Origin of the sequence: Rhodococcus sp. HM1 (assembly GCF_023218075.1) — a bacterium.
In the GTDB taxonomy this organism is placed as follows: domain Bacteria; phylum Actinomycetota; class Actinomycetes; order Mycobacteriales; family Mycobacteriaceae; genus Rhodococcus.
In genome coordinates, this window is record NZ_JALPTB010000007.1 from 1 (window position 1) to 25,358 (window position 25,358).

22 protein-coding genes are annotated in these 25,358 nt (G+C 68.5%); 9 read left to right on the forward strand and 13 right to left on the reverse strand.

The features are described from left to right. Window positions 1-680 (reverse strand): flavodoxin domain-containing protein (locus M1M07_RS05840; protein WP_248673564.1); only part of this gene is annotated, 680 nt, incomplete at its 3' end. Between the two features lie 139 nt (window positions 681-819). On the opposite strand from M1M07_RS05840, the gene M1M07_RS05845 reads away from it, so the two are divergent. The 3 genes from M1M07_RS05845 (at window position 820) to M1M07_RS05855 (ending at window position 4,412) form a co-directional block, all read left to right on the forward strand. Continuing rightward, complete coding sequence (locus M1M07_RS05845) at window positions 820-2,412, forward strand: CYTH and CHAD domain-containing protein (RefSeq protein WP_248673565.1); 1,593 nt, start codon at window positions 820-822, stop codon at window positions 2,410-2,412. Between the two features lie 34 nt (window positions 2,413-2,446). Continuing rightward, the gene (locus M1M07_RS05850) at window positions 2,447-3,439 is read left to right on the forward strand and encodes a zinc-binding alcohol dehydrogenase family protein (RefSeq protein ID WP_197250404.1); all 993 of its coding nucleotides are present in this window, start codon (window positions 2,447-2,449) and stop codon (window positions 3,437-3,439) included. Window positions 3,440-3,521: 82 nt separating this feature from the next. Further along, window positions 3,522-4,412, forward strand: coding sequence for a universal stress protein (locus tag M1M07_RS05855; RefSeq protein WP_197250403.1), 891 nt, complete (start codon window positions 3,522-3,524; stop codon window positions 4,410-4,412). Between the two features lie 56 nt (window positions 4,413-4,468). Here the strand turns inward: M1M07_RS05855 and M1M07_RS05860 are convergent, their stop codons facing one another. Further along, complete coding sequence (locus tag M1M07_RS05860; RefSeq protein ID WP_248673610.1) at window positions 4,469-5,164, reverse strand: VIT family protein; 696 nt, start codon at window positions 5,162-5,164, stop codon at window positions 4,469-4,471. A gap of 92 nt (window positions 5,165-5,256) precedes the next feature. Continuing rightward, complete coding sequence (locus M1M07_RS05865) at window positions 5,257-6,726, reverse strand: bifunctional aminoglycoside phosphotransferase/ATP-binding protein (protein WP_248673566.1); 1,470 nt, start codon at window positions 6,724-6,726, stop codon at window positions 5,257-5,259. 183 nt (window positions 6,727-6,909) lie between these two features. Between M1M07_RS05865 and M1M07_RS05870 the strand changes: the two genes are divergently transcribed. The 3 genes from M1M07_RS05870 to M1M07_RS05880 are packed head-to-tail and all read left to right on the forward strand — an operon-like array spanning window position 6,910 to window position 11,944. Then, on the forward strand, window positions 6,910-9,288 hold the full coding sequence (locus tag M1M07_RS05870) for a glycerol-3-phosphate 1-O-acyltransferase (protein WP_197254539.1): 2,379 nt from the start codon (window positions 6,910-6,912) through the stop codon (window positions 9,286-9,288). After that, window positions 9,285-10,718, forward strand: coding sequence for an HAD-IB family hydrolase (locus M1M07_RS05875; RefSeq protein ID WP_197254540.1), 1,434 nt, complete (start codon window positions 9,285-9,287; stop codon window positions 10,716-10,718). The genes M1M07_RS05870 and M1M07_RS05875 overlap by 4 nt, the downstream gene beginning before the upstream one ends. Window positions 10,719-10,723: 5 nt before the next feature. Further along, window positions 10,724-11,944: a YbhN family protein gene (locus tag M1M07_RS05880; RefSeq protein WP_197254541.1), complete on the forward strand. Its 1,221-nt coding sequence runs from the start codon at window positions 10,724-10,726 to the stop codon at window positions 11,942-11,944. Between the two features lie 7 nt (window positions 11,945-11,951). On the opposite strand, the gene M1M07_RS05885 is transcribed toward M1M07_RS05880, so the two are convergent. Next, window positions 11,952-12,158, reverse strand: a complete 207-nt coding sequence (locus tag M1M07_RS05885) for a hypothetical protein (RefSeq protein ID WP_197254543.1) — start codon at window positions 12,156-12,158, stop codon at window positions 11,952-11,954. A gap of 241 nt (window positions 12,159-12,399) precedes the next feature. Here M1M07_RS05885 and M1M07_RS05890 point away from each other — a divergent pair, with 241 nt between their 5' ends. Next, window positions 12,400-13,239 carry a hypothetical protein gene (locus M1M07_RS05890; protein WP_197254545.1) on the forward strand — a complete coding sequence of 280 codons (840 nt, stop codon included), beginning with the start codon at window positions 12,400-12,402 and terminating at the stop codon, window positions 13,237-13,239. A 66-nt stretch (window positions 13,240-13,305) separates the two neighbouring features. Here the strand turns inward: M1M07_RS05890 and M1M07_RS05895 are convergent, their stop codons facing one another. Continuing rightward, on the reverse strand, window positions 13,306-13,956 hold the full coding sequence (locus tag M1M07_RS05895; protein WP_197254547.1) for a TetR family transcriptional regulator: 651 nt from the start codon (window positions 13,954-13,956) through the stop codon (window positions 13,306-13,308). 263 nt (window positions 13,957-14,219) lie between these two features. On the opposite strand from M1M07_RS05895, the gene M1M07_RS05900 reads away from it, so the two are divergent. Together M1M07_RS05900 and M1M07_RS05905 are read left to right on the forward strand one after the other, a co-directional pair. Further along, window positions 14,220-15,068, forward strand: coding sequence for an LLM class F420-dependent oxidoreductase (locus M1M07_RS05900; protein WP_197254548.1), 849 nt, complete (start codon window positions 14,220-14,222; stop codon window positions 15,066-15,068). Window positions 15,069-15,094: 26 nt separating this feature from the next. Further along, window positions 15,095-16,561 carry an FAD-dependent oxidoreductase gene (locus M1M07_RS05905; protein ID WP_197254550.1) on the forward strand — a complete coding sequence of 489 codons (1,467 nt, stop codon included), beginning with the start codon at window positions 15,095-15,097 and terminating at the stop codon, window positions 16,559-16,561. Between the two features lie 79 nt (window positions 16,562-16,640). Here M1M07_RS05905 and M1M07_RS05910 read toward each other — a convergent pair whose 3' ends face one another. The 8 genes from M1M07_RS05910 to M1M07_RS05945 form a co-directional block, all read right to left on the reverse strand. Next, on the reverse strand, window positions 16,641-18,236 hold the full coding sequence (locus M1M07_RS05910; RefSeq protein ID WP_248673567.1) for a GMC oxidoreductase: 1,596 nt from the start codon (window positions 18,234-18,236) through the stop codon (window positions 16,641-16,643). A 62-nt stretch (window positions 18,237-18,298) separates the two neighbouring features. Next, entirely contained in the window at window positions 18,299-19,888 is a 1,590-nt protein-coding gene (locus tag M1M07_RS05915; protein ID WP_248673568.1) for an acyl-CoA synthetase, read from the reverse strand. A gap of 25 nt (window positions 19,889-19,913) precedes the next feature. Continuing rightward, the gene (locus M1M07_RS05920) at window positions 19,914-21,179 is read right to left on the reverse strand and encodes a hypothetical protein (protein WP_197254552.1); all 1,266 of its coding nucleotides are present in this window, start codon (window positions 21,177-21,179) and stop codon (window positions 19,914-19,916) included. Then, window positions 21,173-21,724: a nuclear transport factor 2 family protein gene (locus M1M07_RS05925; protein ID WP_197254554.1), complete on the reverse strand. Its 552-nt coding sequence runs from the start codon at window positions 21,722-21,724 to the stop codon at window positions 21,173-21,175. The genes M1M07_RS05920 and M1M07_RS05925 overlap by 7 nt, the downstream gene beginning before the upstream one ends. A 28-nt stretch (window positions 21,725-21,752) precedes the next feature. Beyond that, a complete protein-coding gene (locus tag M1M07_RS05930; RefSeq protein ID WP_197254555.1) occupies window positions 21,753-21,974 on the reverse strand; it encodes a ferredoxin in 222 nt (73 codons plus the stop codon). 7 nt (window positions 21,975-21,981) lie between these two features. Next, window positions 21,982-23,343 (reverse strand): cytochrome P450, encoded by a 1,362-nt coding sequence (locus tag M1M07_RS05935; protein WP_197254557.1) that lies wholly within the window; start codon window positions 23,341-23,343, stop codon window positions 21,982-21,984. Next, a complete protein-coding gene (locus M1M07_RS05940; RefSeq protein ID WP_197254559.1) occupies window positions 23,340-24,137 on the reverse strand; it encodes an SDR family oxidoreductase in 798 nt (265 codons plus the stop codon). The genes M1M07_RS05935 and M1M07_RS05940 overlap by 4 nt, the downstream gene beginning before the upstream one ends. Further along, window positions 24,130-25,356, reverse strand: a complete 1,227-nt coding sequence (locus M1M07_RS05945) for a cytochrome P450 (protein ID WP_197254561.1) — start codon at window positions 25,354-25,356, stop codon at window positions 24,130-24,132. The genes M1M07_RS05940 and M1M07_RS05945 overlap by 8 nt, the downstream gene beginning before the upstream one ends. Window positions 25,357-25,358 lie beyond the last annotated feature (2 nt).

Genomic DNA, 25,358 nt, shown 5'->3' on the forward strand with positions numbered 1-25,358 from the left:
CCCCTGGTGTCGACGGAGTCGACGGTGCCGGAGTCGACGGTGGACGAGCCTGCCGCCTCCGATACGACGTCGCTCCCGGCCGCCGGGCCGGGTGACGTCTCGACGTCGGGTCCCTGCTCGTCCCCGGACGCCGACTCGTTGTCGGACACCGGCTCGTTGTCGGACACCGGCTTGTCGTCGGACATCGGCTTGTCGTCGGATACGGCGTCGACGATCGTGCCCGCCCATCCGCCGACGGCGTCCCAGTCCCGGAAGTCGCCGACCCTGCCGCCGGACATCCGCACGTGCATCCGTTCGCCGACGCTCAGCCCCTCGGGGTCGAGTTTCCCGGCGAACATGCGATGTTCGCGTGCACCCGTGCGGTGACGGACGGTGAACACGTCGTACGGGCTGTTGACCGGCCGGTCCTGATCCGCGATCGGTCCGGACGAGAAGAGGAACACCGCCCGCCGACGTAGCTCTTCGGCGTGCGCGTCGACGAAGTCCTTGGCCGGGCGCAGCCAGCGCCCGCGGTAGACGGCGCTACCGATCACCACCGCGTCGTAACCCGAGATGTCGCGCACGTCGTGTGGTTCGACGACATCGACCAGCGCACCGCGGTCGCGCAGGGCCGCTCCGAGTGCTGTGGCTATCTCCGCGGTCGAACCGTGTCTGCTCGCCGCCGACACCAGAATTCTCATCCAAGCCTCCAGAGCACCCGCGTCCTTCCATGATCACCATGCCATCTCATCGCAAAACAGGGTCCAAAGTCTCTACACAACGGGCCTGCGACACGAAATAGGCGTTCCGTTCGGGACATTCCCCACATACGGTGGCAATGTGGGCGGCAGAGCTGCCGATCCCGGCAGCGAAGCCCGCAGCGAATGGGAGGACCGGGTGGCGACCACGAACCCGTCTGGGATCGAGTCGGTGGAGGAAACCGAACGCAAGTACACCGCCGACACGGATCTGACTCTTCCCGACCTGTCCGGATTGCCGGGCGTCGAGACTCTCACCGACGAACGCATCGAGCTGGCCGCGCAGTACTACGACACCCGGGATCTGCGGCTGCTCCGCGCCGGGATCACCCTGCGCCGGCGCGAGGGCGGCGACGACGCCGGCTGGCATCTGAAACTGCCCTCGGGCCTCGACACCCGAACCGAACTGCGTTTCCCGCTCGGCGACGACACCGGCACACCACCGGCGGAACTGCTCGGCCTGCTGCGCGGCGTGCGGCGCGATCGACCCGTCGAACTCGCCGCCCTGCTCACCACCTCCCGCCGGCGCATCCGCGCGATGGGACCCGGCGAGACGGTGCTCGCCGAGATCGTCGTCGACGATGTCGTCGCGGTCCGCGGAGCCGACGACGCGCAGGTGCAGTGGCGCGAGATCGAGGTCGAACTCGGCCGCAACGGCGCCGCGCAAGGCGGTGCGAGCCTGCTCGACGCCGTCGACGACCGGCTCACCGCGGAGGGCATCGAGCGCTCGCCGAGCCCGTCCAAACTGCACCGGGTTCTCGGCGATCTGATTCCCGACGAACCGAAGGTGGGTGGCCCGGCCGGGTACCTGCGCGACTACCTGGCCACCGAATTGCGCGAACTCGAGCTCACCGACATCGCGGTGCGGCGCGCGGCCCCCGACTCGGTGCACAGCATGCGCAAGGCCGCACGCCGTGCGCGCAGCGCCCTGCAGACCTACGCCGGCGATCTCGGCCTCGACGAGTCGGTGGTCGACGAACTGCGGTGGCTCGGCCGCCGCCTCAGCCCGTCCCGTGACCTCGAGGTGCAGTGGGAGCGGCTGCTCGACCGGGTAGCCGAGATCCCGGTGGAATCGCACCGGGAACCCGCCAAGGCCCGCATCGACGAGTACTTCTCCAGGCAGTCGGAGATCGCGGGAATCGAAGCGGTCGCGGCCCTCGATTCCGATCGCTACCTGCAGATGCTGCTCGCCCTCGACGCCCTGATCGAGGGATTGGCCACCGCACCGCAGACGTCCCGCAAGGTCCGCAAGGCCAAGGCCGGTGATCTGACCGGCTCGCTGGAACAGCTCGCGCAGAAGGTCTCGAAGCGGGTCCGTGCCGTCGGTCGTGCCGACACACCCGAGGAGCGCGACGCCCGGATGCACCGGGCGCGCAAGGGCGCCAAACGGATGCGCTACGCGATCGAGGTGATCCGCCCGCTGCATCCCAAACGTGCGGGCAAGGCACTCGATCACTTCGACGCGTTCCAGGACCTCCTCGGCGAATTCCAGGATTCGGTGGTCGCGCGCGAACACCTGCTCGACATCGTGTCCGAGCAGGGACACGCCGCCGAGTCCAGCTTCGGCCTCGGCATCGCGTACCACCGTGAGGCTCTGCTGGGCGAAGCCCAGGCGGTGCACCTCGACGACGCGTGGAAGGAAGCACTGCGCGCGGCGAAGCCGTTGTGGAAGTGAACCATCCGGGAGGGACATGAACACCGGACAGACGATGCGGGCGTGGCGGGTACAGACACCGGGACCCATCGCCAGGGGTCCCCTGCGCGCGGTGCGCGAACCGGTACCCGAACCGGGCGACGGCGAACTGCTCGTGCGGGTACTCGCGTGCGGCGTGTGCCGCACCGATCTGCACGTCGCCGAGGGGGATCTGCCGGTGCACCGGCAGCATGTGGTGCCCGGGCACGAAGTGGTCGCCGAGGTGATCGGCGGTGACCTCGGGACACATGCGATCGGTGACCGGGTGGGGATTCCGTGGCTGCGCAGCACGTGCGGACGATGCCGATACTGCCTGCGCGGCGACGAGAACCTGTGCCCGCAGTCCACCTACACCGGCTGGGACGCCGACGGTGGTTACGCCGAATTCGCAACCGTTCCAGCAAATTTCGCTTTACCGCTTCCGTCCGGGTACGACCCGCAGACGCTGGCACCGCTGCTGTGCGCGGGCATCATCGGCTATCGCGCTCTGTTGCGCGCGCAGGTTCCGCCCGGCGGCACGCTCGGCCTCTACGGCTTCGGCGGGAGCGCACACCTGACGGCTCAGGTCGCGCTCGCACAAGGAATTCGGGTGCACGTGATGACCCGCGGCGACGACGCCCAGCGGCTGGCACTCGACCTCGGCGCATCCTCCGCGCAGGGCGCCTACGACACGCCTCCGGAACCGCTCGACTCGGCGATCCTGTTCGCCCCGGCCGGGGAACTGGTGCCGACCGCCCTCGAAGCCCTCGACGCCGGTGGAACACTCGCCCTCGCCGGCATCCACCTCACCGACGTTCCCACCCTGAACTATCAGCGACACCTGTTCCGGGAGAGAACGGTTCGCAGCGTCACCGCCAACACACGCCGTGACGCACACGAATTCCTCACGTTCGCGGGCGAACACCGGTTGCACGTCACGACGACGCCGTACCCGCTGGACGGGGCCGACCGGGCACTCGAAGACCTGTCCGAGGGCCGATTCGCGGGGGCGGCGGTGCTCGTGCTGTAGACCACAGCACGACGCCACCCTCACCTGCCGCGCCAGCGGATAGTCTCGACCTGCAGTCCCTCACGAGAATGGAGGCTCAACGATGAGCACGCACGTGACCAAGGCCGTCGTCGCGGGTCTGGACGGATCCGACACCGCCACTGCCGCTGCCCGATGGGCCGCAGCCCTCGCCGCCCGGCTGGAACTTCCGCTGCGTCTCGTCCACGCGCTCCCCAGCGAGGGCATCTTCTACAGCGAGTCCGCGGTGCTCATCCAGTCCCAGATGTACGAGCAGCTCAAGGCCGACGGCGAGAAACTGCTCGCCGACGTCAGCGACCTGATCCGCGCCGAACAGCCCGGCCTCACCGTCGAGAGCTACATCGGCCCCGGCCCCGCCACCAACGCATTGCTCGAGGCAGCCGACGACGCCCGCGTCGTCGTGGTCGGCGCGACCGGCGCGGGAGCCATCGAGAACTTCCTGCTCGGCTCCACCGTGCTGCGCGTCGCCAACAACGCACCGTGCCCGGTCGTGGTGTGGCGCGGCGACACCGAGAATCCGCTGCCGAACGACAAGCCGATCGTCGTCGGTGTCGACGGCAGCGAACTGTCCAGAGCCGCAGTGTCGTACGCCTTCACGCTGGCGGACACCCTCGGCGTTCCGCTCGTCGCGGCGCACTCGTGGATCGGCGACGCGGCGCTCGGCACCGGCGCGACCGCCACGCTCGTGGACTGGGACGCGGTCCAGGAAGCGGAAACCGCGGTGTTCGCGGAAGCGCTCGCCGGTAAGCACGACGAGTACCCCGATGTCGAGGTGCGTCGCGTCGTCGAACGCGGACCGGCCGCGAAGGTTCTGCTGGGCCAACTCGACGACGCACAGCTCGTCGTCGTCGGCAGCCACGGCCGCGGACAGATCGCCGCAGCCCTGCTCGGCTCGACCAGCCAGAACCTGGTGCACAAGGCACCCTGCCCGGTCCTGATCGCCCGCACCAAGTAACGCCCGCGGCCGCGGCACCGTCTCCTTCGGTACCGCGGCGGGCGGCGAAACCTTCGTCAGCCCGCCGTGGTGCCGAACAGGTAGCCGACCGCGAACGTCACGGCCATCGCGATCGCACCGCCGATCACGACCCGCACCACCGCCCGCCCTCGCCGGGCACCACCGAGGTACGCACTGACGGTCCCGGTGAGTGCCAGCGCCACGAGCACCGACACGAACGTGATCGGGATGCGCAGATGCTCCGGCGGCAGCACCACCACCAGTAGCGGCACGAGCGCGCCGACGATGAACGACACCGCCGACGACAGCGCCGCCACCCAGGGATTCGCCAGCTCGTCCGGGTGGATGCCCAATTCGACCTCCGCGTGCGCGGCCAGCGCGTTGCGTTCGGTCAGTTCCTTCGCCGCCGCGCGCGCGGTGTCCGGTTCGAGGCCCTTGGCCTGCAGCAGCCCGGTCAGCTCCTCGAGTTCCGCCTCCGGCATCTGCTCGAGCTCTCGTCGTTCGAGGCGCAGCAGGGCCCGCTCGGTGTCGCGTTGCGCACTGACCGAGACGTATTCGCCGAGCGCCATCGATACGGCACCCGCCGACAGACCCGCGAAACCCGCGGTGAGGATCGCCGACACCTCGGTGGTCGCGGCCGCGACGCCCACGACGAGACCGGCCGTGGAGACGATACCGTCGTTGGCCCCCATGACACCCGCGCGCAGCCAGTTCAGCTTCGCCGCGGTACCGGTTCCGTGAGGTTCGCGGATGGGGCGGTGAGTGGATTCACGAGTCGACACTTCGTCAGGCTAGAACCATGCGACACAACGCGGTAGCAATGCGAGGCTGTCCTCACCTCGCGTCACCAGGGGCCCGGACCGACCATACGCTCGAGGCGTTCGGTGTCGGGCAGCGTGCCGTCGGTCGTGTCGATCACCTGCGCGGACGGCCACTCCTCGCGGCGATGCAGCTGCTCGTCGAGAACCGCCGGTGTCGCATCGGAAGCGTCACCGCCCTGCTCACGTCGGGAAATGATGCGGCGCAACAGAACTGCCGGGTCTGCGCAGCATTCGATCTCGATCACGTCGGCGCTCGCCTCGTCCGCGAGCCGCCGTGCTTCGCCGCGCCGCGACTCGACGAGCCAGGTCGCGTCGAGCACCACGGACGTGCCGAGCGACAGCGCGATCCGCGCGCGGCGCAGCATTTCGGCGTATGTCGCGTCGGTGTGTTCGCGCGTGTACAACCCGGAATCGACGTCGGTGGTCGCGTCGGTGGCCGGATCGAGACCCGCGAGTTCCTTGCGGATCACATCGCTGCGCAGCACCACCGCGTCGAGATGCGTCCCGATCAGCCGCGACACGGTGGTCTTGCCGGTCGCGGACAGGCCGCCGACGAGAACGAGCCGGACCCGGGCACGGTCGAGATTGCGGGCCACCTGGTCGAGCAGCCCGAGCGACACCTCCCGGGACGCCGCGTCTCCCTGATCGTGACGCAGCGCGGTGACCTTGGCCCGCACCAGCGCCCGGTAGGCGATGTAGTGGTGCATCAGCGAGGCGGGGCACGCGTCCCCGGAGAACTCCGCGTACGCGCTCAGCAGCCGGTGTGCGGCCTCGCGAGCGCCGAGCCGTTCGAGGTCCATCGCGAGGAACGCGATGTCGAGTGCACCGTCGCCGTAACGCAGTTCGTCGTCGAATTCGAGGCAGTCGATGATCCGCGGACCGTCGTCGAGGCAGAAGATGTCGTCGGCGAGCATGTCCCCGTGCCCGTCCACGGCACGGCCGTCGGCGATGCGCGCCGCGAACAGCGGCGCCCGCCCCTCCAGGTAACGGTTCGCGGACGTACGGATCCGCGCGAGCAGCCCGGCGGCGTCGATCCCGACCGGAAGCCGCTCGAGATGGTCGAGGCTCTGGCGCCACAGGTCCGTCAGGAAATCCACGCTCGCGCACCGGTCGATGGCCGGATCCCGCGGCGACGCGGCATGCAGCCCGGCGACCTGCCGGGCCACCTGTTCGACGACCGTGTCGATGTTCTCCCCGCGGGCGACGAGCGCGGCCAGCCGACGCTCGTCCGGCAGTCTCCGCATCTCGACGAGATGCTCGCAGACCTGCCCGTCGGGGCCGTGGACGTCGGCGACCCCCAGATACACGTCGGGCGCCAGCCGCCGGTTCAGATCGACCTCGCGGTGGCACACGCTCTCGCGCGCCGCGCGGGTGCGGTTGTCGAGGAAACCGAGGTCGAGCGGCTTCTTCATCTTGTGCACCCGATCACCGACGAAGAACACCACCGACGTGTGGGTCTCCCGGATCTGCGCGTACGGGCCGGTCTCGGACACCGTCTTCCCTCCGTTCCCGACGGGCCACCTCCGCTGTGGAAGCGCGTCGTGATCAACCTTGCCTCAGCGTGCACCCGTTCGCCCGGCGACGCCAGAGCAGCGGCTCCGTCGTGTCGTTGTACCGAGCAGAGCCCTGTTCACGCGGTAGTTTGCTGTGTGGGGCGGTACCGCAGACGGGGAGGCATGAGCGTGAACGAGCAGCGCGGCTCGGGGACATCGGGTGCGGGGGCATCAGAAACATCGAGCGGACCGACCGTGGTGGTCGCCGCGGCCACCACGTCGATCGAACGGGATCTGATCACCCGCTGGATACGTTCGGGTGGTCTTCCCGCCGAATACTCGGCGGACCCCACCCCCGCGGTTGTCGACCTCGACTCCCGGATCCTGACCACCGAACTGGTGCCGCGCACCGACGATCCGCTCATCGTGCCGGTGAAGGTGGTGTGGTTGCCTTCCGCCCGCGACGGTGCCCGCCGGGTGCGGTTCTCCGACATTCTGGCGCTGACCAATCCACGCAACCCGAACCGATTGATCCAGCAGTGGCTCGTCGGCCGGTCCCCGGACCGGCACCGCATCGTCGTGGCCGAACCGGCACGGCTGAGCGACCTGCGTTCGTCGCTGCACGCGGACGTCGGTGATCCGGCACCGGACTCGCTGGCCCGATACATCGTCCGGCGCGCGGTGGTCGCGCTCGAACGCGCCGAGCGGGCCGTCATCGGCGACCGCTACAAGGTGCCGCGGCTCGTGGCCGAGCAGATCATGGATTCCAGGTCGTTCCGCCGCAGGCTCGACGCGATCGCCGACGAGCACAACCTCCCCCGGGAGGAGGTCGACACGCGCGCCCGTGCCGTCCTCGGCGAACTCGTCGCCGTGCAGTCCCGCCTGGTCACGGACCTGTTCACGCAGGCGATGCGCCCCCTGCACTCGTCGGCGTGGAGTGTGCGGGCGGACGAGTCGGGACTGAGGGCACTGCGTGAACTCAACCGGCGGCGGCCGCTGGTGTTCCTGCCGTCGCACCGCTCGTACGCCGATGCGTTCGTGCTCGGGGACATCCTCGCCAACAACGAGTTCCCCCGGAATCACCTCATGGGCGGGGCGAATCTGACGTTCTGGCCCATCGGCCCGATCGCGCGTCGCACCGGCACCGTGTTCATCCGCCGCAGCTTCGGTGACGACGCCGTCTACAAGGCGGCACTCGAGGAGTACTTCGCGTATCTGCTGACGAAACGCTTCAACCTGGAGTGGTACTTCGAGGGCGGACGCACCCGCACGGGCAAACTGCGTGCGCCCAGGTACGGGCTCCTCAACTACGTGGCCAACGCGATCCGGACCGGCCGCGTCGAGGACGCGGCGCTGGTGCCGGTGTCGATCACCTACGAGGGACTCGCCGAGGTGGCCGCCGTCGCCGCCGAGCAGACCGGTGCGACGAAGAAGCCGGAGGGCCTGACCTGGCTGGCCCGGTACGCACGCAGCCAGCGGCGCAGCGCCGGCAACGTGTACGTCCGGTTCGGGGCGCCCCTGTCGATGCGCGAACTCCTGACCTCCGGGGGCGACCCCGCGCTGTCCGAGCCCGCCCGGGACGAGACCGAGCATCTGGATCGGACCCGGAAGGCACTGCAGAAGGTCGCGTTCGAGGTCGCGGTCGGCATCAACTGTGCCACCCCGATCACGGTGAACTGCCTGGTGACCTTCGCGCTGCTGGGGGTGCGCGACCGCGCGCTCACGCTCGAAGAGGTGCGGGCGGTGATCGCCCCGGTACGCCGGTACATCGAGGCCCGTGACGTGCCGCAGGGTGAACTGTCCGTCCTGGACGTCGAGGGCGGGCTCGCGAGGGTGCTCGACTCGCTCACCGACGCGGGGGTGGTCACCACCTATGCCGGCGGCGAGGAACCGATCTATTCGATCCAGCCCGGCCAGCACCTGGTCGCCGCGTTCTACCGCAACAGCGGCGTGCACTGGTTCGTCAACCGATCGATCCTCGAGCTGGCAATCCTCTACGCGCACCAGCATCCGGGTGAGAACCCCGTCACGTCCGCCTGGGAAGAAGCGAAGAAGCTGCGCGATCTGCTCAAGTTCGAGTTCTTCTTCCCGGATCGCGACACCTTCGAAGCCCAGATGCGCGACGAACTGGCGCTGCTGGTCGCCGACTGGAGCGACGAGCTGCCCGGATCCCCGCAGGACGCGCTCAACGCGCTCATCGAGACCGGGTTCTTCATGGTGCACCGCACGCTGCGGTCGTTCTTCGACGCCCAGCTCGTGGTCGCCGAACGGCTGGTGCCGCGCGACCCGACGCTGAAGCTGGACCGCAAGGCGTTCCTCGACGAGTGCGTGGCGGTGGGTACCCAGATGCTGCTCCAGGGCCGGTTGTACGGACCGGAATCGGTATCGTCGGAGTTGTTCGCGACCGCGCTGCAACTGGCGGGAAATCGTGGTCTGCTCGAGATCGGCGGCGAGGAGATCCGCGAGCGGCGCCGCGCGTTCGCCGAGGATCTTCTCGCGGTCGGTGAGCGAGTCCAGCTCGCGGAGTCCCTCGACGTGTCGAACAGGAAGGCGGATCGGTGAACATCGAGCAGGCACTGGATCGGGTCCGATCGGGGCCGCAGGGACCGCAGGTCGCAGCGCTCTTCGATTTCGACGGCACCATCGTGCACGGATTCTCGGGACTGCACTTCTTCCGGGACCGGTTGCTCGCCGGGAAGGTCAGCGCCGCGGAACTGGCCGGGACGATGCTCAACGGATTGCGTGGAACCGACAGCGAAGCCGATTTCGAACGGTTCGTGGCGATCGCGTTCAAGGCGTGGGGCGGGCATACCGAGGACGAGCTGTACGAGATCGGGCGGCGGCTGTTCGCGTCGACGATCGCCGGACACATCTATCCCGAAGCGTGGCAACTGATCCGGGCACACCAGGAGGCAGGGCACACGGTCGTGATCGCTTCGTCGGCGTCCCGCTACCAGATCCAGGCGTCGGCGGACGCGCTCGGTGTCGAGCACATTCTGTTCACGCCGCTCGAGGTCAAGGACGGGGTACTGACCGGCAAGGTCGACGGAAAGTCACTGTGGCGCAGCGGGAAAGCGGCCGCCGCGATCGCATTCGCGGAGGAACACGACATCGACCGCGCCGCGAGCTACACCTACTCGAACGGCGGCGAGGACGTCGATTTCCTTGCCACGATGGGCAATCCGACTCCCACGAACCCGGACAGCACCCTCACGAAGATCGCACTCGAACGTGAGTGGCCGATCCTGCAGTTCCGGCCGCGCGGCACACCCGGCGTCAAGGAACTGGTCCGTACCGCTGCGGCCTACGGCGGCCTGTTCGGATCGGTGTGGACCGGCATCGGGCTCGGCCTCGTGAACCGAAGCAAGAAGGTCGCACTGGATTCGATGTTCGGGATCGGCTCGGACGTCTCCCTCGCGCTGGCCGGCATCGACGTACGCGTGCACGGCGAGTCCAACGCGTTTGCACAGCGTCCGGCGGTGTTCATCTTCAACCACCAGAGCCAGCTCGACCCGGTGATCCTCGCGAAGGTCCTGCGGCACGACTTCACCGGCGTCACCAAGAAGGAGATGGCGAACGACCCCCTGTTCGGGCCGCTGCTGCGTTTCGTCGGTGCGACGTTCGTCGACCGCCAGAACACCGATCAGGCGAAGGCCGCCCTCGGCCCGGTCGTGGACACTCTGCGCGGCGGCACGTCCGTCGTCATCGCCCCCGAGGGCACCCGCTCGCTGACTCCCGAGATCGGGCGTTTCAAGAAGGGCGCATTCCACATCGCGATGCAGGCCGGCGTACCGATCGTGCCGGTGGTGATCCGCAACGCCGGTGAAATTCTGTGGAAGCACTCCACGTTGCTGCGATCCGGAACCGTCGACGTCGCGGTCCTCGAACCGATCGACGTCAGCGACTGGAAGCCGGAGAACCTCGACGAACACATCCGGGCCGTCGAGGACCTCTACCGCGACACCCTCGCCCACTGGCCGACAGACGCATGACGAGCATGAGTGAAACCGAGTCCGGCGAGCCTCACGACAACGACGGGGACCGCGACGACCGGAACAGCAGCGACAACGGCAGCGGGCTGGACGACAGCAGCGGCCGGGACGGCGCCGGGCGCGGCAGCGACGGTGCCACCGCGGACAGCGACAACGGCACCGACACCGACTCCGAGAACGGCAACGGCCTGAGACCGGCTCACAAGCGATACCTGAAGTGGATCGTCGGGGTCGTGCTCGTCGTCGTTCTGACGGTCGAGGTGGTGCTGATCTGGCCGGAACTGTCGACCAGCGTCAAGTCCCTCGGCGACCTGCACTGGCAGTGGGTCGTGGCCGCGATCGGGGCGTCGCTTCTCGAGATGTCGAGCTTCGCGCGGGTGCAGCGCACCCTGCTGTCCGCTGCCGCTGTCACCGTCACGCAGCGGCAGTCGCTGTCGGTGTCCTACGCCGCGAACTCGATGAGCGTCACCCTTCCCGGTGGTCCGGTCATCGGCACGACCTTCACGTATCGGCAGATGCGCAAGTGGGGCGCGAGCCCGGTGGTCGCGACCTGGCAGCTGGTGATGGCGGGCCTGCTGCAGGCCGCGGGCCTCGCGTTGCTGGGTCTCGTCGGCGCACTGCTCGTCGGTGCGACCACCAACCCGTTCTCCCTGATCTTCTCGATCGGCGGGTTCGCAGCATTCGTCGTGCTCGTGCAGTACGCGGCGAGCAATCCCGGATCGCTCGAATCGATCGGCATCATCGCGCTGCGCGGCTTCAACCGGCTGCGCAAGAAGCCGGAACACACGTGGGTGCGGGCCTGGAAACGGATCGTCGACCAGCTGGGCGCCGTCCAGCTGGACCGCCCGCACACGTTGCGTGCGTTCTCGTGGTCGATCCTCAACTGGTTGTGCGACGGCGCGTGCCTGGCGTTCGCGGCGTACGCGATCGGCGGCACCCCCAGCCTGGCGGGTATTGCGGTGGCCTACGCGGCCGGAACCGCGGCGAGCCGCGCGATCCCGCTGCTGCCCGCCGGGCTCGGGGTCATGGACGCGGTGCTCGTCCCGGCACTGACCGCGAGCGGCATGACCGGCGCGCAGGCCCTCTCGGCCGTCGTGGTGTACCGGCTGATCAGCTTCCTGATGATCGCGGTCATCGGATGGATCGTGTTCGCCCTGCGCTATCGAGGTGCACCGGCGGACGAGGAGCCCGGCCCCGATCTGGGCACCTTGTGGAAGGACGACTGAGCGACGGTCAGGGAAGGTGCATGAGCTGCCCCGCCAGTCCGAACAGCCGGTTGGCGAGCCTGATGACCGGGATTCCGAGTGGCAGCAGGAGGATCGTCACGCACAGGATTGCCCCGAGCAACCACACCACCGCCGCGAGCACTCCTACGACCGTGCCGAGCACGGCGGTCAGGAGTCCCACCACTACGCCGAGCAAACCCTTCAAAGCTCCCATGACCCACTCCAGGTGAAGAATCCCCTGGTTTCAGTGTCCTCTCCGCGGTCCTCTCCACGATGATCGTTGCCGTTCCGATTCGGGCACACACGACATTTCGTTTGGATAACACAGTCGCGCGGCGGGTTCGCCTTCCCGCGTCCGGTGTGGTCTGCTGTCTCCAGTACCCTCAACTATCACTTGAGACTTTAGAGTTTGGGGGTGCGGACGACCACCGTCCCGACACGCACAGGAGCAGTTCATGACACGCAGGACCACCCGTCACCGGATGCGTCTGACGAGTGCGGCCGCCGCCGTCACAGCCGCCGTCGCGCTCGCCCTTCCGACCGTTGCGTCTGCGGACCCCGTCGCCCCTGCCGCCGAGCCGGCACCCGTCGTGACCCCCTTGCCCGCGGTGCTCGACGCGCTGCACAGCACAGCGGGTGCGGACCCCACCGCGGTCGCCGCGGCGGAAGCCATCGCCGGTGCACGCGGCGGCGTCACCGATGTCGCCGACGCGAACCCCGTCTCCGCCTACCAGGACGCCATCGAGTTCCTGCGCAAACTCGGCATCGAGCCGTTCCTGTATCCGACCGGCGCACCGTTCTGCAACGAAGACAGCGGCCTGCCGCTCGGCATCGCCCCCGCCGTCGCGGGCGCAGTCCCCGGACCGTGGCCGGACCTGGCTCCGATCCCGCTGCTGAAGGATCTGAAGATCAACGCCGTCGACGCCGGACAGACGCTGTTCGCGTTCGTCCCGGCCGGGATGGAACGCGACGGCGAGAACACGACCGGCATGCAGGTGGCGTGGTTCAACGTCAGCACCTTCAAGGGCGGCTTCGTCCCGATGGGCACGATCGGGGAGGCCGCGGCTGCAGCGGTCCCGGACTCCGTTCCGGACCAGTTCAAGTCGCTCGCTGCCGGTGCCATCGCGCAGTTCTTCTCGAGCGCCGTCCCACTCGGTGGGGCCCGCGTCGCGCCGGTCGACACCGGTTCCGGCACGGTCCTCGCGGCCGTGTTCGGCACGGTCACCAACGGCGAGACGTCGTGCTTCTTCCTGCCGACCGTCGGCATCGTCGAGGTCCCGGCAGCAGCCGAATAGCACCGGGGCGCAACACCACTCACCCCATACAGCACCCGACCCGGTCCCACCCTCCGTGGGGCCGGGTCAGCTCGCTTTCTGCAACCGCTCCAGCCGGGAGAACACCAGCCCGACCGCGGTGTCCATGTGCGCGATCATCTGCTCCGCCGTCTGCCGTCCCGCAGCCCAGCTCACCAGACTCGACATCCACACATCGGTGATGATGCGGACCGCGTTCTCCAGTTCCTCGGTGATCGTCTCGATCCCCGCCGCGCGCGCGTACATGCCGGTGATGACCTTGCCGAGCCGGTCCAGCTCGGCCGCCGACGAGGAATCGGCGAACATCGAAGCCCGCACCAGCGCGTCGTACAGCCGGGGTTCGCGCTCGAGTTGCGCCAGCGCGCCGTGCAGCACCCACATGACCCGTTCCCGCGGTGACGAACCGGGGGTGTGCTCGACGTCGAACTGCTCGGCGAACTGCTCGAACATCTGCAGGGTGGCCACCACCAGCAGGTGGTTCTTCGAGGGGAAGTAGCGGTAGACGGTGCCGAGCGCGACTCCCGAGCGTTCCGCGACGGCGCGCATCTGCACCGCGTCGTACCCGCCCTCGGTGGCGAGTTCCTTCGCCGAGGCGATGATGCGGTCGTACCGGGCACGCTGCGCCGGCCTGAGTCCGGAACCCGGCGGCCCGTCCGCCCTCGTCGGCTGTGCTCGGCCCGTCGTCGGCTCCTTCGGCATCACGTCACCTTCCGTGTGGTCTACCGAACCAGCGTAGTGGAGCGGTTTCCGCGGCCTTCCGCACTCGACGACACTGCCTCGAGGCCCCGGGCCGGGCAGCGCACGTCCCACTGAGAGGGAACCCGGAGTGCGCACCCGCCGCCCACCGACCAGGGTGAATGCCGCGGTCGGACACAAAATCAGACACCTGTCCATAAAGTCCTTCCCCGGAAAGGTAGAACGCGTTACATTTCTTGCAGTCACCGGAAGAGAGAGGGAGCACCGTGCGCCACGGCATCACCCTGTTCACCAGCGATCGCGGCATCCGCCCCGACTCCGCCGCGAAAGCCGCCGAGGCCCACGGCTTCGACAGCTTCTACGTGCCCGAACACACCCACATCCCGATCAACCGGGAATCGGCGCATCCCGGAACCGGCGACGCGACCCTTCCCGACGACCGCTACATGCGCACCCTCGACCCGTGGGTGACGCTCGGCCTCGCCGCCGCGGTCACCTCGACCATCCGGCTCGGCACGTCGGTCGCGCTGCCGCTCGAGCACGATCCGATCACCCTGGCCAAGACGATCGCGACCCTCGATCACCTCTCCGGCGGCCGCGTCGCCCTCGGTGTCGGATTCGGTTGGAACGCCGAGGAACTCGCCGATCACGGGGTCGACCCCAAGAAGCGCCGGACCGCGTTGCGCGAGTACCTCGAGGCGATGGCAGCGTTGTGGACCCAGGAGGAAGCCGAATACCACGGCAAATTCGTCGAATTCGGCCCGAGCTGGGCGTGGCCCAAGCCGGTCCGGCAGCCGCGGCCGCCGATCCTCCTCGGCGCCGGCCCGACCGACCGCAACTTCGAGTGGATCGTCCGCTCCGCCGACGGCTGGATCACCACGCCGCGCGACCGCAACATCGACGAGCACGTCCTGCGCCTGCAGAAGATGTGGACCGAGGCCGGACGCGAAGGCAGCCCCGAGGTTCTCGCCCTGGCGGGCCGGCCCGACCTCGACGAACTGCGCGTGTGGCGCGAGGTCGGTGTCACCGAAGTGGTCTTCGGTCTGCCCGACCGCACCGAGGACGAGGTCCTCGCGTACATCGAACGCCTCGCGACCCAGATCGCGGAATACTGAGACCGCACGACCAGAACGGATCACCAATGACCTCTACTCCCCTGCACCCCCTGCGCGCCGAGGAGATCTCCGCCTGGGATTTCGAGGCCGACGTCGTCATCGCCGGCAACGGGATCGCCGGTGTCTGCGCGTCCATCGAGGCCGCGCGCGCCGGCGCCGATGTCCTGGTCCTCGAACGCACCGGCGGCTGGGGCGGAGCGGCCTCGCTGTCGGGCGGCATCCTGTACCTCGGCGGCGGCACCCCGTTGCAGAAGGCGCTGGGGTTCGAGGACACCCCCGAGAACATGAAGGCCTTCATGGCGGCGGCACTCGGCCCCGGTACCGACGACGCAAAGCTCACCGAATACTGCGAGGGCAGCGTCGACCACTACAACTGGCTGGTCGAGAACGGCGTCGTGTTCAAGGAGAGCTTCTGGGGTGAACCTGGCTGGGAGATCCCCGGCGACGACGGGCTGATGTACTCCGGTGGCGAGAACGCGGCGCCGTTCAACGAGATCGCGACGCCGGCGCCACGCGGACACGTGCCGCAGATGAGCAACAAGCGCACCGGCGAGCAGGGCGGCGGCTACATGATCATGAAGCCGCTCACCGAGACCGCCGAAAAGCTCGGTGTCAAAGCCGAATACGACGTGCGCGTGCAGCGCCTCATCGTCGACGACACCGGGCGCGTCGTCGGTATCTCGGCCAAGCGGTACGGCAAGGACCTGCACGTGCGGGCGCGTCGCGGCGTCGTCCTGGCGACGGGCAGTTTCGCCTACAACAAGGAGATGGTCGAGGCGTACGCGCCGCGGCTGATCGGCCGGCCCGGCGCCGCGGTCGAGGAGCACGACGGCCGCGGTATCCGCATGGCACAGGCCCTCGGCGCCGACGTCGCGCACATGGACGCCACCGAGGTCGCGTTCTTCGGCGACCCGCAGCTCCTGGCGCGCGGCATCCTCGTCAACGCCCGCGGGCAGCGGTACGTCCCGGAGGACACCTACCCGGGCCGGATCGGGCAGCTCACCCTCTTCGAGAACGGTAATCAGTCCTTCCTCGTCATCGACGAGGCGGCCTACGAAGAAGGTTGCGCCACACAGAGTTCCACGGCGTACTTCCGGTACCCGCCGAAGTGGGTGGCCGAGACGGTCGAGGAACTCGAAGCGGAGATGGGTCTGCCCGCCGGAACCCTGCAGGCCACCGTCGAGGTGTACAACCGGCATGCCGCGAACGGGGAGGATCCGGTCCTCGGCAAGAAGAGCGAGTGGGTCAAGCCCATCGGCACCCCGGTCGCCGCGCTGGACCTGCGCAACTTCACGGCCGGGTTCACGCTCGGGGGCCTGCGCACCACCGTCGACTCGGAGGTGCTGCACGTCTCCGGTGAGCCGATCCCCGGTCTGTTCGCGGCCGGTCGCTGCACGTCCGGTGTGTGTGCCGGCGGGTATGCCAGCGGAACCTCCTTGGGCGACGGCAGCTTCTTCGGCCGCCGCGCCGGCATCTCCGCCGCCAAGGGCTGACGCACCCCGCACCTGCGGACAACGGGTGCCTCTCTGCCGCTCGACGACACTCGGGCGACAGCGAGGCACCCGTCACCGGTCAGAAGACGGCGCCGAGGTCGCGGCGGACGATGTCGTCGGCGCCGAACTCGGCGAGCGCGGCGATCGTCATGGACGGATTGCAGGCTCCGGTCGAGCCGGGAATCTTCGCTCCGTCCACGACATAGAGACCGCGCTGGCCGTGCACGCGGCCGGCTTCGTCGCACACCGCATCGAACGTGGCGCCGCCGAGCGGGTGGAACGTGTTGACGTCCAACGCGTTCACGTCGAGCAGGATCGCGGCCGGGCCGGCGACCTGCCGGATCCGCGCCTCGATCGCACGGGTCAGTTCACGGTCGTAGGCCTGGTCCCAGGTGAGCACCGCGTCGTCGCGCGAGGCGTCGTAGTGCCAGCGGCCGAGGCCCTTCACCGTGCCGAAGCCGATCACCGAGGTGGTGCCCAGATCGACCGGGAACGGCACCGGGCCGGTCACGATCGTCAACGCGCCCGCCGGGTTGTCGAAGTCCCGGAACCCGACGCAGGCCGGACCACCCTGGAACGCACCGGGACCGAGCAGCGGCGTGGTCACCGAGAAGACACGATCGCCGTTGTTGCCCCACCCCGTGCCGACACCGTCCGGCAGGTCCGGTACCAGACCCTTCGCCTTCGCCTTGACGAGAAGCCGTGTCGTGCCGGGTGATCCGGCGCCGAGGAACAGCGCGTCCGCGACGATCCGCTTGCGCTCGACGACGGTGCCGTCGGTCGCGAGACGGTCGGTGTGCGCGACCCACCGTCCGTCCGCGCCGCGTTCGATGTCGTTGACGCGGTGCAGGGTTTCGACGTGGACGTTCCCGGTGGCCTCGGCGTCGGCGAGCCACGTGACGTCGACGGAGTACTTGCCGCCATTGTTGACTCCGTAGATGAGGTCACCGTTGGTGTACGAGGGCGACAGTTCCCCGGTCAGCTCGCGGCGCGCGAAATCCCAGTCGATGGGCATCGGCACCCGGAACGTGTCGAGGCCCTCGACGGCGGCGCGTTCGAGGAACCGACGTGAGGACCGGTACCTCTCGTGGTGCAGCAGGTCGTCGGGAATGGTGGCCAGGTGCAGCGTCCGGGCCACCCGCGGGAAGTACTCGCGGTCGAGCAGGTCGTAGTCGATCCGCGCGGACACCGACCGCGCGAACTGTTCGCCGTCGGGTTGCAACGTCATGCCGTGATAGAGCAGCGAACTGCCGCCGACCCCGGCACCGCACAGGATGTCGATGCCGTTGCCCTTCACCCGTTCCATCAGGCCGGTGTAGGGCGCCGACGGGATCGGAGGGGCACCGGTCATCACCGGCAGCGGCGACAGCCACGACGCCCGATGGTCCGGTGCGAACATGTGCGGGAAGGTCTGCGCGTTCGGACCGGTGGGCCAGCGCAGGCCGCGTTCGAGCACGAGCGTCTGCACACCGGCGCGACCCAGATGCGCGGCGGTGACAGCACCGCCGAAGCCACTGCCGATCACCACGGCGCGGTGACGTTCCTCGGTGACCTCGGCTCGGGCCCGCGGTGTGCGGGCCCGAGCCGAGGCCCGCGGTACGCGGGCGGCGGTCAGGGTGAGTGCGGCGGCCGCAGCACCGGCCAGCAGGGTCCGGCGGGACAGCGCAGTATCCACGTAGGGGCTCCTCGCGAGATGGACCGGCCCGCGACGACAGCGGGCCGTCACGGGCCGGTGCGTCAGATGGTGTGGTGTGCCTCGGTTTTCGACGCGTACTCGTGCGCCCAGCGGTAGTCGGGCTTGCCGCTGGGGGTGCGTTCCACGGTGTCGGACAACCAGATCGAACGGGGAATCTTGTAGCCGGCGAGCGTGCTGCGGGCGTGCCGTTCGACATCGCCGACGTCGAATGCGCCGGCCTCGCGGGGACGGATCACCGCGGCGACCCGCTGCCCCCACCGCTCGTCGGGCACCCCGATGACGATCGCGTCGTACACACCCGGATGCGCCTTGAGGACCGCCTCGACCTCCTCGGCGAACACCTTCTCGCCACCGGTGTTGACGACCATGTTGCCGCGGCCGAGCAGCGTGATCGTGCCGTCCCCCTCGGCGCGGGCACGGTCGCCGGTGACGACGACCCGCTCGCCGTCGATCACCTTGAAGACCTCGGCGGACTGCACCGGAGCGTTGTAGTACCCGGACGGCACATGGCCCTTCTTCGCGAGCCGGCCTTCTCCGCTGATGACCGGACGACCGTCGTCGTCGACGACGAACGAGCCCCGGCCCGCACCGATCCGCGGGCCGCCGTCCTGCACGAGCCCCTTGGACGCGATGCCGATTCCACTGAATCCGGTCTCCGAGGAGCCGACCGAATCGGAGATGAGCACCCCCGGAATCGCGTCGAACATCGCGTCCTTCACCGACTGCGAGAACAGTGCGGCACCGGAGGCCACCACACCGAGCCCGGTCGGGTCGTAGCCGCCGCCGACGAGCGCGTCGACGAGCGGGCGGCCCATCGCATCACCGGTGATGACCATGACCTGCGGCCGGTGCCGCTGCACGATCTCCCAGGAGCGGTGCCCGTCGAAATGGTGGTCGAGCAGCACCGTGTTGCCCGAGAACAGCGAATTGCACATGGTCATCAGGGCGGAAGTGTGGATGAGCGGCGGCAGCAACAGCCACCGGCCCGGTTCCGCGACGGAGGCTCCGAGCCGGGACTGGTGGTATTCGTCCGGGACAGGCTCACCGCTGTAGAAGTCGGAGCCGCCGGCCAGCGCACGCCAGATGTCCTCCTGCCGCCACACCACGCCCTTGGGCCGGCCGGTGGTTCCTCCGGTGTAGACGATGTACCGGTCGTCACCGGAGCGGGCACCGAAGCCGCGTTCGGGCGAGCTCGACGCGAGCGCGTCCTCGTACGAGGAAGTCTCCGCGGGCTCGTCGTCGACGACGAGACTGTGCCGCAGTCTCGGTACCGACGGCAGCACGTCCTCGACGACCTGCGCGTAGGTCCGGTGGAACACGAGGGCGTCGAGATCGGCGTTGTCGTACAGGTATGCCAGTTCGTCGGACGTGTAGCGGTAGTTCACGGTGATGGGCACCGCCCGGATCTTGAATGCCGCGAAGACCGTTTCGACGGCCTCGATCGAGTTGTGCAGGTGGATGCCGATGTGGCTGCCCTCGCCGAACCCGGCGCCGATGAAGTGATGGGCGAGGCGGTTGGCACGGGCGTCGAGCTCCCGGAACGTGACCTGACGGTCGCCGACGATCAGCGCCACACGATCCGGCACCGCGTCGACGGCGTGTTCGAACAGGTCCGCGAAATTGTGGGCCACGCAGAGATCCTTTCGGGTCGCGCGCTCAGACCACAGTGAGCGGCAAGGGAATTCCTCGATCTGCAAAGACGAAGTTCGACCCCGTGCTGAACCGGGTGATCGCGACCTCACCACATTCCTTCGCGGGCGTCGGCTCCACGATCACCTCGACGACGAGCGCATCGGCGTCCTCGGCGACGACCCGCACGCTGAAATGCGGATCCACCCCGCGCACAAGGGCGTTCAGCGCTTCGAGGTGCTCGCCGTCGACGAGCGTCGGCCAGGCACCGTCGGTGTGCGCTCCCCCGCTGCGGCGGATGCTCAGTTCGAGCCGGTGCCCGTCGAACCGGATGTCGCGGTCGACGTACTGCCGCGGCGCGAACACCGGGTGCACCGTCAGCACCGTCGCCAGTCCCTCGAGGTCGGTGGGAAGGCCGAGCGCGTTCCCGATGCGTTCGGAGGTCAGCCCGGCGATGCCGGTGAGCTGCTTGCGGGCGATCGTCAGCGCCGAGTTTTCGTCGGTCCGTTTGCGCACCCCGAGCAGGAATCCGAGCGTGAGCATGTGGTGCTGCAGGCACACCTCCTCGGCGATGCGCACGAGTGCGGAGTGGGAGAAGTCGCCGAAGCGCACGTCCGACAGCAGCGGCCCCGCGTAGTCGGCATTGCCGTCGTCGTCGGGGTCGATGGGACTCAGTTCCACCGCGACCGCGGCGGTCCGGCCGAGTGCCTCGGTGTGTGGTTCCACCGGCGGTGGCTCGTGCGACGGGTCGATGACGACGGTCCACGCGCAGTGCGGGTGCCGGTCCGCGGGCCGCCGCGGAGGCCGGTGGATCGGACGGACGTGCGCGTGCGGATTGGTGGCCAGGGCCGTGGCGTCGAAGGTGGGGTCCTCGATGTCGTGGCACATCGCGGTGACGTACTCGTCGCCGAGCGGCTCCACGTCCATCAGCGCACCGCAATGGTCGAGCCAGAACTCGCCGTGGTTGCGATCGTCCACGCGGTACCGGAAGTCCATGAACTGCGGCGGTGCCCCGATGTCGAATTGCATTCCCTTGAAGATCGTTTCGACGTCGTCGTTCTCGAAACGCAGCGCCCGCTGCATGCGCTTGGTGTACCAGGGGCTCGACGCCTGCCACTCCTCGATCGCAACCTCGGCCATGCCGTCGCGGCCGAACGCCGAGATCAGGTGCGCCATCCCGGATCTGTCTATGAGCTGCCCGCACAGCAGCAGCTCCGGGACGAGCACCGCCAGATCGCGGCGGGACAGCGCCGCGAACGACGATCCGGTAACCCGGTCCCCCGCGCTCACCACAGCGGTACCGGGGACTTCCCCACCGGATACCAGCCCGGCAGCTTCTCACCGGACATCGACCGCTCGATGCGCCTGTTCATGCCGTCGGACAGCGCTCCGGCGGTGATCATCTCGAGGAACAGGTGCGAGACGTTCCCGAAGTCGAAGAAGTCCCGCTGCCAGGACCACTGGAAGTTGCCGCCGTAGCGGAACCAGCTGCCGCCGATGCCCTGCACGGTGTAGTGCGAGCCGTCCTCGCGGGTGGCGTCGGAGATCTGCTTCCAGAAGCCGATCACGTCGCCGGTGCGTTCGTCGACGACGAACTGCTGGTAGGGGTACTCCCAGCCTTCGAGGCCGTCCATCTCCTGGCCGAGGGCCAGCTCACGGATCTCCTCGCGACCGACGGCCATGAACTCTTCCTTCGGGCCGTAGTTCCAGCCGTAGGTGGCGTCCTCGGTGTACATGTCGGCCAACGGTTTCCAGTCTCCGTCGGCCTCGGCTCGCTTGTTGGCATCGATCCAGCGCTGGATCATCTCGTCCAGCTCGGCACGATCGAACGGGGCCATGGTGCCTCCTGTTGTCGGTCTTCTGTTGTCAGTCGTCTGCTGTCGTCGCCTGTGGTCGGTCTTCGAGGATGCTCAGGGCTCGGGTGGGGCAGTACTTGACGGCTGCTTCGACATCGGCGCGCAGCGATTCCGGGACGGTGTCCATGAGGATCTCCACCGTTCCGTGCTTCGCGACCGCGAACACGTCCGGGGCCTCCATCGAACACATGGCGTGTCCCTGGCAGAGATCGAGATCCGCTTCGACCTTCACGGTGTCCTCACTTCCGGGCGCGACGGCGGTACCGCACCGCGCACGGCTGCGCGAGTTGCACCACCATCTTGGAATGATCGTTGTGGTACGAGTCGGCGGGCTGGGACATCTCGAATTCGAAGTCGCGCAGCAGGATCGAGAAGATCGCCTTGAGCTGCATGAGCGCGAACGCGGCGCCCACGCACCGGTGGCGGCCGGCGCCGAACGGAATCCACGTCCAGCGGTTGACGATGTCCTCCTGATTCGGGTCGATGTAGCGGCCCGGATCGAAGGTGTCGGGGTTCGGGAAGTCCTCGGGGATCCGGTTGGAGATCGCCGGGGTCGCGCCGACGAGGTCGCCGTCGGAGATGCGGTACCCGCCGACCTCGTAGTCGCCGCGGGCGACGCGCAGCAGCAGGATGAGCGGCGGGTGCAGCCGCAGTGTCTCCTTGAGCACCGCCTCCAGGACCGGGATCTGGCGCAGCGCATGGAAACTCACATCTGCGCCGTCGGCGTAGAGGGTGTCGAGTTCGTCGGTGACCTTCTCCAGGTACTCGGGGTTGCGCAGCAGTTCGATGAGCGCCCACGCCGCGGTGCCGGACGTGGTGTGGTGCCCGGCGAACATCATCGAGATGAAGATGCCGGTGACTTCGTCCGCGCTGAACCGCTCGGTGCCGTCCTCGTTCTTGATCGAGACGAGCACGTCGAGCAGGTCGCGATCCTCCTTGCCCTGCGGCGGATTCGCGATGCGGCCGTTCATGATCTCCTGGACGAGCGCGACCAGGCCTTCGCGGGCTTCGTCGCGGCGCCGGAAGCTCTCGATCGGCGCGTACGGGTCGACGAAGGCCAGAGCGTCCGTACCTTTTTCGAGGTCGTGATAGAGGTGCGCGAAGCGGTCGTCGAGTTCGTCGCGGAACTTCTTGCCGATCAGACAGGCCGACGAGGTGTAGATGGTCAGCTCGGCGAAGAACTCGAGCAGGTCGATCTCGCCCTCGTCGCCCCAGCCGGCGATCACGTCCTGGACCTCACGGTCGATGGTGGCGGCGTGACCCTTCATCTGCTCGCCGCGCAGCGCCGTGTTGTGCAGCATCTCCTTGCGCCGCTCCGGGCTGGCGTCGAAGACGACACCCTCACCGAAGACGGGCTTCATGAACGGGTAGGCGGCCTGCTGGTCGAGTTCCTCGTCGGCGGCGCGGAAGAAGAACTCGTTGGCCTCGGCCCCCGAGAGCAGCACGACCTTCTTGTCGGCGAGCTGGAAGACGCCGACGTCCCCGCACTCCTCGCGGACTCGCTTCATCAGCGCGATGGGGTCGGTGCGCAGTTCCTCGAGGTGGCCGTGCTCGTGTTCGCCGCCGGAGACGCGGAGCGGAGCCGTCGCAGTACCGGTCATGACTGGGCCTTCCGTTCGTTCTTCCGCAGGGGAGCTTCGGGCTGGACCTCGACGAGCACGATGTGGGCGCCGCGGGGCACGGAAACCACCGACACCACGGCGTCGGCGATGTCGGAGGCCCGCAGGAAGTAGGGGTGACGCGCCAGACCCCAGTGGATCCAGTCCTCGAGCAGTGGTCCGACGACCTCTTCCGGCTGGTCCATGCCGGCCGCGGTCTGGGTCGGGCCCGGGCGCACCGTCGAAGCGCGCACACCGGTGCCTTCGAGTTCCATCCGCATCTGCCGCACCATGGCTTCGAGGCCGGTCTTCGCCCCGACGTAGGCGCCGGTGCGGGGCCGGGCGTCGACCGCGCAGTCGGAGCCGATGACCACGAAGTCACCGCGGGCACGGTCGATCATCCCCGGCACGACCCGGTGGGCGAGACGCTGGGTGCCGCCGAGATGGACGTCGACCTGGAATTCGAAACGGTCCGGGTCCATTTCGTGCACGAGCGAGAAGTCCATGTCGCCGGCACCGGAGACCACGATCTCGGTCGGACCGTGCGCGGCCTCCGCGGCGGTGACGAAGGCGTCGACGGATTCGGTGGAGGACACGTCGAGGAAGTGCGCGATCGCTTCTCCGCCTTCGGCGCGGATCTTCTCGGCGATGGCCTCGCACTCGTCGACGCGGCGGGCGCCGAGCGCGACCGGATGCCCGAGTTCGGCGAGGGCGTACGCGGTGGCGGTGCCGATTCCGGAGGAGGCGCCACTGACGATCGCGGGGCGGCGCGCCGGGTGGGGTTCGAATCTAGGCATGGCGGCGGGTCACTTTCAGGGGCAGTGCGGCGAAGCCCCGGACGTTGGTGGAGTGGACTCGTTCACAGCGGTCGAAATCGACGTCGTAGTCGGCGACGTGGCGGGCGAACTGCTCGAGCGCGATGTTCGCTTCCAACCGGGCCAGGTGAGCACCGAGGCAGAAGTGCACTCCCCCACCGAAACTCGCGAGCTTGTTCGTGCTGTCGCGGCCGATGCGGTATTCGTCGGCGTCCTCGAAGACCTCGGAGTCGCGGTTCGCGGATCCGATGAGCAGCAGCACCTTGTCGCCCTCGCGGATGGTGCCGCCGTGCACGTCGATGTCAGCGGCGGCGGTGCGCGCGACGATCTGGCTCGAGGTGTCGTAACGCAGCGTTTCCTCGGTCCATTCGGGGGCGCGTTCCGGGTCGCGCAGCACCCGCGCCGCCTCGTCCTTGTCGACCGCGCCCCAGTACAGGGCGTTGCCGAGCAGTTTGGTGGTGGTTTCGTTGCCGGCGACGACCATCAGGAACATGAACCCGATGATCTCGTCGTCGGTGAGCCGGTCGCCGTCGATCTCCGCGTCGAGCAGCGCCGAGGTGAGGTCCTCGGTGCGGCGGGTACGACGTTCGGTGAGCATGTCGGCGTAGTAACCGACGAGGTGGAGCGAGGCCTCCATCGCGGCCACGGGGACGTCGAGCACGCCCTCCTCGCGGTGCACGACGAGGTCGGCCAGGCGGCGGATCTCGGCGCGGTCCTGCCGGGGAACGCCCAGGAGTTCGGAGATCACGTCCATCGGCAGCTTGCCGGCGAACTCGGCGATCCAGTCGAATTCGCCTGTCTCCACGGCAGGTTCGAGATATCCCAGGGTGAGCTCGAGGATGCGCTCCTGCATGTCGGCGACGCGGCGGGGCGTGAAGCCCTTGGAGACGAGCTGACGCATCCGCATGTGCCGCGGATCGTCCATCGCCAGGAAGGACATCACCTTGTGCGCGTGCGGCCCGTAGGCGGACGGATCGAGCGAAACACCGTTGGCGCTCGACAGTCTCGTGTTGTCGCGAAATCCGGCGACGACGTCCGCGTGGCGCGACAGGGCCCAGAAGCCGAGGTCGTCGTTGCGGTAGAGCGGCGCCTCCGCACGCAGCCGACGGTAGGTCGGGTACGGGTCTTCGTGGAAGCCGTAATCGTAGGGGTCGAACAGCAACGGCCCGAACAGTGACGTGTCGAGCGAGGCCTGAGTCATTG

Bases quoted from the DNA above. Each gene is read 5' to 3' on its own strand.
- M1M07_RS05855 (WP_197250403.1), top strand. From the start codon at position 3,522: ATGAGCACGCACGTGACCAAGGCCGTCGTCGCGGGTCTGGACGGATCC.
- M1M07_RS05870 (WP_197254539.1), top strand. From the start codon at position 6,910: ATGAGCGTGAACGAGCAGCGCGGCTCGGGGACATCGGGTGCGGGGGCA.
- M1M07_RS05850 (WP_197250404.1), top strand. From the start codon at position 2,447: ATGCGGGCGTGGCGGGTACAGACACCGGGACCCATCGCCAGGGGTCCC.
- M1M07_RS05890 (WP_197254545.1), top strand. From the start codon at position 12,400: ATGACACGCAGGACCACCCGTCACCGGATGCGTCTGACGAGTGCGGCC.
- M1M07_RS05885 (WP_197254543.1), bottom strand. From the start codon at position 12,158: ATGGGAGCTTTGAAGGGTTTGCTCGGCGTAGTGGTGGGACTCCTGACC.
- M1M07_RS05895 (WP_197254547.1), bottom strand. From the start codon at position 13,956: ATGCCGAAGGAGCCGACGACGGGCCGAGCACAGCCGACGAGGGCGGAC.
- M1M07_RS05935 (WP_197254557.1), bottom strand. From the start codon at position 23,343: ATGACCGGTACTGCGACGGCTCCGCTCCGCGTCTCCGGCGGCGAACAC.
- M1M07_RS05905 (WP_197254550.1), top strand. From the start codon at position 15,095: ATGACCTCTACTCCCCTGCACCCCCTGCGCGCCGAGGAGATCTCCGCC.
- M1M07_RS05925 (WP_197254554.1), bottom strand. From the start codon at position 21,724: ATGGCCCCGTTCGATCGTGCCGAGCTGGACGAGATGATCCAGCGCTGG.
- M1M07_RS05940 (WP_197254559.1), bottom strand. From the start codon at position 24,137: ATGCCTAGATTCGAACCCCACCCGGCGCGCCGCCCCGCGATCGTCAGT.
- M1M07_RS05880 (WP_197254541.1), top strand. From the start codon at position 10,724: ATGAGTGAAACCGAGTCCGGCGAGCCTCACGACAACGACGGGGACCGC.
- M1M07_RS05945 (WP_197254561.1), bottom strand. From the start codon at position 25,356: ATGACTCAGGCCTCGCTCGACACGTCACTGTTCGGGCCGTTGCTGTTC.